Below are 6,784 nucleotides of genomic sequence, written 5' to 3'. Positions count from 1 at the left end.
CAGCCCGCAGCCCGCAGCCCGCAGCCCGCAGCCCGCAGCCCGCAGCCCGCAGCCCGCAGCCCGCAGCCCGCAGCCCGCAGCCCGCAGCCCGCAGCCCGCAGCCGATTGTTCGTCTGTCATGTTGCGCAAGCAATGTTGATTTTCGTCAACGTTGACACAGTTCCGTCCATATCGTCAATCTGGATCCCATGTCGATCGCAACGAAGCCGCGCATCCACTTCCTCGACGTCACCAATCGCGACGGGGTGCAGACGGCCCGGACCGGGTTGTCCAAGTTCGGCAAGACGATGGTGAACTTCTATCTCGGCCGCCTCGGGGTGGCGCAGTCCGAGATCGGCTTTCCGTTCCTGTTCCACGAGGTGCCGTACATCCGCGCCCAGGCGGCGCTCGAGCGCGCCGGCGCGTTCGGGGAGTTGCGGCTGTCCGGCTGGTGCCGCGCCGTCCCGGCCGACGTCGAGCGCTCCGCGGGGCTCGGGCTGCGCCACTACAACCTGTCGATCTCGACCTCGGACCAGATGCTGCAGAACAAGTTTCGCGGCCGCCTCGACCGCGACGCGCTGATCCGCGAGATGGTCGCGGCCGTGCGGGCGGCCAAGGCGGCGGGCGCGCAGACCGTCGGGGTCAACGCCGAGGACGGCTCGCGCACCGACGAGGGGTTCCTGACCGAGTTCGCGCTCGCGGCACGGGAGGCGGGCGCCGACCGGCTGCGCTACTGCGACACGATCGGCGGCGACACGCCCGGGCGCATCGGCGAGCGGTTCGCCAAGCTGGCCGGCGCGGTCGGCATGCCCATCGAGACGCACTGCCACAACGACCTCGGCATGGCGGTGGCCAACTCGCTGGCCGGCGCGTTCGGCGACCTGGCCGCCGGGCAGGACGCGTGGATCAACACGTGCGTCAACGGCATCGGCGAGCGCTCCGGCAACGCCGACCTGGTCTCGTGCATCCTCGCGCTGCGGCACGGCTTCGGCGTTCCCGAGGGCGCCGAGATCGGCGACCCGCTCGACCTGACGTGGGCGCGCCGCTTCGCCTGGTGGGCGTCGTACGCGTTCGGCCAGCCGCTGCCGAACAACCAGCCGGGCGTGGGGCCGAACGCGTTCGCGCACGAGTCGGGCATCCACGCCGACGGTGCGCTGAAGGACCACCGCAACTACGAGCTCTACGACGACGATTTGCTCGGCCCGTTCGCGCAGGAGCGGCACGCCCGAGCCGGCCGCATCGTGCTCACCGGCGAGTACGGCGGGCTCGCCGGCTTCCGCCACGTCATGGACGACCTCGGCGCCGAGGTGACCGACGAGGCGCTGACCTTCAAGCTCGTCCAGCTGTGCAACGCCGCGACCGGCCGCCCGCTCACGGACGACGAGCTACGCCTGATCGCCGCGTTCCCGAACGAGCTCGCCCTGCTCTACCCGGGCTACCTGGACCAGCCCTGAACGACCAGCCCTGAGACTCGGCGGGCCCGAAGAGCCGATCAGAGCATCGCGTGCTCGACGATCCAGCCCAGCCGCAGCGTCTCCTCGTGCGAGAACTCCAGCGTCACGATCTCTTCATAGCGGCGCGACACCTGCATGGGCGTGAACCGGTGCACGGCACACTCCATCCACACCGGGATGCGAGAGGCCGGGTTGGCCAGGACGACATGCTTGCCGCAGCGATGCGGATTCCCCATGGCCGTCAAGCTAGCCGCGGCACCGGACGCCACCTACCCGGCCAGCCGGAGCCTCCTGGTGCGTCAACCGCACCACGTCCGCGTACGCCAAATGGACGAGAACCCGCGGGGCTGACGACGGCCGCGACGCGGGCACGGACCGTGCCACCGGCTCGGCGGCGCTCGATACGACAAATCCGGATTTTTCCCCACTTGCCATCGGACGAACGACTTCACCGCCCGACCGATCGGACGACGGACCGGATAGCGCCAAACACGCAGCGTATCGAGCGCCGCCTAAACCCATTCCGTGATTTCCCCGAAACGCACAGTTCACCGCAGAACCGCTGTTTCAACCTGACAGAACCGACACCGCAGGTCATGATTTGCCCGTGACTAGCCAACCGCGCGTGATGTCGATCTATGAGGGCTTTTTCTCCGGCGGCGCCCGGGCCCTGCACACCACCGTGGTGGCCGGGCTGCACACCGGGGGCAGCCATCACCATGCAGTGCTGAGCATCTATGGCGCCATGCGCCGGGAGACGATCCTGCAGCGCATGGAGGACGACGCCAGTTACCGGTCACTGCGCGCCGCCGGCGTCGAGGTGCGCTCGCTCGGCCGCCGCATCGGCGGGGACACCGCGGCCCGCAAGACGTTCAGCCCGGCCGAGGTCGCCACCGCCGTCGCGCACGCGGAGCGGGCCGACATCATCCTGTCGCTCAAGGAGCAGCCGCTGCGGCTGGTGAACCTGCCCGGGTTTCCGCGCAAGCCGGTCATTGTCTGCCTGCACCGCTCCGACCCGGAGAACCAGGGCCGCGCGCTGGCCGATTTCAAGGCGGCGGTCGCGGACGGCAGGGTGGCCGCCGCGATCTGCTGCGCCGAGTCGACCCGGTCGGCGTACGAGGCCGCCGGCATCCCGTCCGGCCTGCTCGAGGTCATCCCCAACGGCGTGGACCTGTCCCGCTTCCAGCCGGTGCCCGCCCGCCGGCGCGCCGCGCTGCGCCGCTCGCTCGGTGTGCCGGTCAAGGCCGAGGTGGTCACCCTGGCCGCCCGGTACGACCCGATGAAGAACATCCCGCTGTTCCTGGCCGCCGCGCGCCGCTACCTGCAGCGCGAGCCCAACGGCCACGTGCTGCTGTGCGGTGCGGGCATGACCACGGCCAACGCCGAGCTGTGCGGCCTGCTCAACGACCTGTTCGACGACGAGCCGCGATACCTCAACCGCTTGCACCTGCTGGGCATCCGCCGCGACATGGAGGCCGTCTACGCCGCCACCGACGTGGTGGCGCTGACGTCGGTCAGCAGCGAGGCGGCGCCGCTGTGCCTCATCGAGGGCGCCATGTGCGGCGCCGTGCCGGTGTCGACCGACGTCGGCGACACGGCCGCCATCGTGGCCGGCCACGGCCTCATCACCCCGCCCGACCCGGAGGCGATCAGCGCCGCCTGGTCCGAGGCGGTCGACCGCCGCGCCGAGTTCGCCCCGCGACTGCTGGGCAGCCGCGAGCGTTTCAGCCACACCCGGATGATCGCCTCGTACGCGACCGTCATCGACCGCGCCTACCGCGAGGCGGGCCTGCGGGTCCCCCAGCGCCTCTGACCGCAGAGCCCACCTCGGCGGCCCGCGCCGCGCTGAGATCAGAACCGTGGGGGGGGGGGGGGGGGGGGGGGGGGGGGGGGGGGCGGGGGGGCGGGGGCGGGGGCGGGGGGGGGGCGGGGGGGGGGGCCCCCCCGGGGGGGGGGGGGCGGCGCCCCCCCCCCCCCCGCCCCCCCCCCCCCCCCCCGGGGCGCCCCCCCCCCCCCCCCCCGCGCGCGGGGGGGGGGGGGGCCCCCCCCCCCCCCCCCCCCCCCCCACTTTTCCCCTGTTCTCTGTCTGATTTATCCCGCTTCAATCCAGTCCGGCGCACGCCACGTATTGACGGACCGGGCGGTCGGGCGCACCATTTGGAGAGCGCTCTCCGAGCGCGTTCCCGCCGGACCGCCACCGGCGAACGGCACCCGCCCACACCCCTGGGAGCTGATTTGAGAACAAGACGGCTCAGAAGAATCGTGATCCCGGTCGGGATCACCACCGCGGTCGTCGCGTCGATGGTCGTCGGCGCGATCCAGCTCACGGCGGCCAACGCGGCCGACGCCACGCTGCTGTCGCAGGGCCGGCCGGCGCTCGCGTCCTCGACCGAGCTCGGCGAGACCCCGGCCGCCGCCGCCTTCGACGGCAACAACACCACCCGCTGGAGCAGCCAGTGGAGCGACCCGCAGTGGCTGCGGGTCGACCTGGGGTCCACCGCGACCATCTCCCAGGTCGTGCTGCAGTGGGAGGCCGCCTACGCGACGGCCTTCCAGATCCAGACCTCGCCCGACGCCAACACCTGGACCAGCATCTACAGCACAACCACCGGCACTGGCGGCACGCAGACCCTCAACGTCAGCGGCAGCGGGCGATACGTGCGCATGTACGGCACCCAGCGCGCCAACGGCTACGGCTACTCGCTGTACGAGTTCAAGGTCTACGGCACGCTCAACGGCACGCCGCCGGCCTCCGACGGCCCCGGGTACGTGATGGCCAACCCGCCGGTCACCGGCGTGGTCCCGTCGACCGCGACCCCGCCGCCCACCAACCCGCCGACGACCCACCACGAGTTCCAGGCCAACTGCTCGGTGAGCCGCAGCAACCTGCCCGACGACCCGATCGTGTTCTTCGGCCTGCCGGGCGCGTCGCACTCGCACACGTTCATGGGCAACACCACCACCAACGCCAACACGACCCTCGCGTCGCTGCAGGCCGGCGGCACCGCCTGCATCACGCCGGGCGACAAGAGCGCGTACTGGATGCCCACCCTGCTCAACGGCGACCAGGCCGTGCAGCCGGTCGGCCGCCAGGTCATCTACTACAAGAGCGGCGTCATCGACTACCGCAGCGTCCGCCCGTTCCCGGCCGGCCTGCGCTACGTCGTCGGCAGCCCGGCCTCCACGCTGGACGAGTTCAAGAACCACCCCGGCGCGGTCGAGGGCTTCGAGTGCGGGGACATCACCAAGCAGTGGGACATTCCCGCCAACTGCGTGGCCGGCAGCCAGCTCAACGTCCGGTTCCAGGCCCCCAGCTGCTGGGACGGCACGCACCTGGACACGCCGGACCACAAGTCGCACATGGCCTACCCGGTCGTGGGCGTGTGCCCGCAGGACCACCCGGTGGCCGTGCCGATGATCGAGTTCAAGATGGCCTGGCCGGTCAGCGGCAACATGGCCAACGTCCACTTCTCCAGCGGCCGCGGCTACTCGTTCCACTACGACTTCTACAACGCGTGGGACGCCCCGACGCTGAAGGCCCTGTCGGACCACTGCATCAACGGTGGCCTGCAGTGCGACCCGCGCGGCTTCGACCAGTACAAGCCGGACCGCGGCGCCGCCCTCAACCAGAACTACGTCCTGCCCTAACCGTTCCCACCACACCGGCAAGGGCCCGCCCCCACGGGGCGGGCCCTTCCCGTCATGGGCAGTCCAGCCGGGCCAGCGCCGTGGAGATCATCTGCCGGTGTTCCTGCAGCGTCGGCAGCGTGTCCTTGGCGAAGTGCACCAGGTCGGGGTTGGTGCCGTGCGCGGCCTCGTCCTGGAACAGCCCGATCGCGGCCACGTGGTCGAGGTACTCGGCCGACACGTACAAGCAGTCGAACGCCTTCCCGTCGAGCAACGGTCGTCAGGTCATTGCCCCCTCCTCGGCAGCGCTGACTGCAGCGCGCCGACGACGGCGGTGAGCTCGGCGACCAGCCCCGCCACCGTGGTGGCGTCGTTGCCGCCGATCGTCACGGAGCGCAGCTCGGCGGGCTTCGGCAGCTTCTCCACGATCTCCGGCAGCGCGTCGATCAGCCGCGCCTGCAGGCTCTCCGCCGACTGGTCGTTGTCGATCCCGGCGCGTATCCGGGCCCGCTCCAGCTCCAGCAGCGCCTCCTCGTGCGCGGCCCGGGCGCGCGCCGCGGCGAGGGCGATCTCGGAATCGGCGGCCAGCCGGGTCAGCTCCGCCTCCCGCTCGATGCGCAGCCGGCCGATCTCGGCCTCCTCGGCCGCGAGCTGCCGCTCCAGGGCCAGCGCGTGCCGGCTGGTGGCGTCCTGCAACTCGGCGAGTGCGCGGGCGCCCTCCTGCTCGCGCTGCGAACGGCGCAGGGTCTCGGCCGACTCCCGGTCGAACTCCAGCGCGGCGTTGCGCGCCCGCAGGTCCGCCAGCTCCCGCTCGCTCTCGATGCGCTGCGTCTCGCGCTGGCGCCCGGCGGCCAGCTCCCGCTCGGCCACCGCCTCCTCGGTTGCGAGCTCGGCGAGCCGGGCGATGCGCCCCTGCTCCGAGCGGTACGGCTTCTGCAGGTTCTCCCACAGCCGCGACGAGCTGACCACGGCCTCCTTGATCTGCACGGTGACGATCCGCAGCCCGAGCCCCTCCTGGGCGCCGCCCGAGCCCTCCGCGACCGCGCGCAGCCGCGCGGTGAGCTCCTCGATGATCGGCTGCTTGTCGCTGAGCACGTCCGCGACGCCCATCGTGGACACCTTGTCCTTGATCGCGGCCTCCGCCTGCTCCTTCAGCTGCAGGTTCACCAGCCGCATCGGGTCCTCGGCGTCGCCGAAGTCGAGCCGCCGGTACGCCGTGGAGAAGTCCTGGATGATCCACTGCACGTAGGCCTGCACGAGCACGCCCTGCAGCTCCCGGCAGATGCAGTACGCATTGATCAGGATCGTCTGCATCGCGCCCGGCACGACGAGATACGAGTCCGTCGCCGGGTTGTACCGGAACGACACGCCGAGCCCCACGTGCAGCGGCTCCGCCCGCCCGCGCCGCGTGTGCACGACGAACGCGTTCGGCGGCACGAGCACGGTCTTCCACCGCCCGAACCCGGTCACCCGCACCTCGACCGCGTTCGGCGCCGGCTGCCCGGAACCGCCCGATCCCCCGGAACCGCCCCGCCCGCCACCGCCCGCGGACTGCTGCTGCGGCGGCCCGGGCGGGCCGAACGACGCCGGCGGCGCCACGCTCCGCTTGGACCGCAGGTCGGCCTCGAGCCGCTCCTGCTGCCGCACCACCTGGTCGAGATACGTGTTGGTGTTCGACATCCGCCGCTCCTCATCAGTGTCCGCAGTGGACGGTGCGGCCCCAG

General features: G+C 71.8%; 6 protein-coding genes. 3 read left to right on the top strand and 3 right to left on the bottom strand.

Translation table 11 applies throughout. The features are described from left to right. The first annotated feature begins 188 nt into the window (after positions 1-188). On the top strand, positions 189-1,433 hold the full coding sequence (locus ACGFI8_RS23120) for a hypothetical protein (protein WP_392807774.1): 1,245 nt from the start codon (positions 189-191) through the stop codon (positions 1,431-1,433). Positions 1,434-1,471: 38 nt separating this feature from the next. On the opposite strand, the gene ACGFI8_RS23115 is transcribed toward ACGFI8_RS23120, so the two are convergent. Further along, positions 1,472-1,669, bottom strand: coding sequence for a hypothetical protein (locus ACGFI8_RS23115; protein WP_392807772.1), 198 nt, complete (start codon positions 1,667-1,669; stop codon positions 1,472-1,474). A 371-nt stretch (positions 1,670-2,040) separates the two neighbouring features. On the opposite strand from ACGFI8_RS23115, the gene ACGFI8_RS23110 reads away from it, so the two are divergent. Further along, complete coding sequence (locus ACGFI8_RS23110; RefSeq protein WP_392807769.1) at positions 2,041-3,246, top strand: glycosyltransferase; 1,206 nt, start codon at positions 2,041-2,043, stop codon at positions 3,244-3,246. Between the two features lie 488 nt (positions 3,247-3,734). After that, positions 3,735-5,081, top strand: a complete 1,347-nt coding sequence (locus ACGFI8_RS23105) for a DUF1996 domain-containing protein (RefSeq protein ID WP_392807832.1) — start codon at positions 3,735-3,737, stop codon at positions 5,079-5,081. Between the two features lie 52 nt (positions 5,082-5,133). Here ACGFI8_RS23105 and ACGFI8_RS23100 read toward each other — a convergent pair whose 3' ends face one another. Both ACGFI8_RS23100 and ACGFI8_RS23095 read right to left on the bottom strand, forming a co-directional pair. Next, positions 5,134-5,334, bottom strand: a complete 201-nt coding sequence (locus ACGFI8_RS23100; protein WP_392807767.1) for a DUF4142 domain-containing protein — start codon at positions 5,332-5,334, stop codon at positions 5,134-5,136. Between the two features lie 11 nt (positions 5,335-5,345). After that, positions 5,346-6,740: an SPFH domain-containing protein gene (locus tag ACGFI8_RS23095; RefSeq protein ID WP_392807765.1), complete on the bottom strand. Its 1,395-nt coding sequence runs from the start codon at positions 6,738-6,740 to the stop codon at positions 5,346-5,348. Positions 6,741-6,784 lie beyond the last annotated feature (44 nt).

This window comes from Dactylosporangium sp. NPDC048998 (genome assembly GCF_043197855.1).
Classification (GTDB): Bacteria; Actinomycetota; Actinomycetes; order Mycobacteriales; family Micromonosporaceae; genus Dactylosporangium.
Note: the sequence above shows the minus strand (reverse complement) of the source record. Positions and strands in the feature narration are given on the sequence as shown.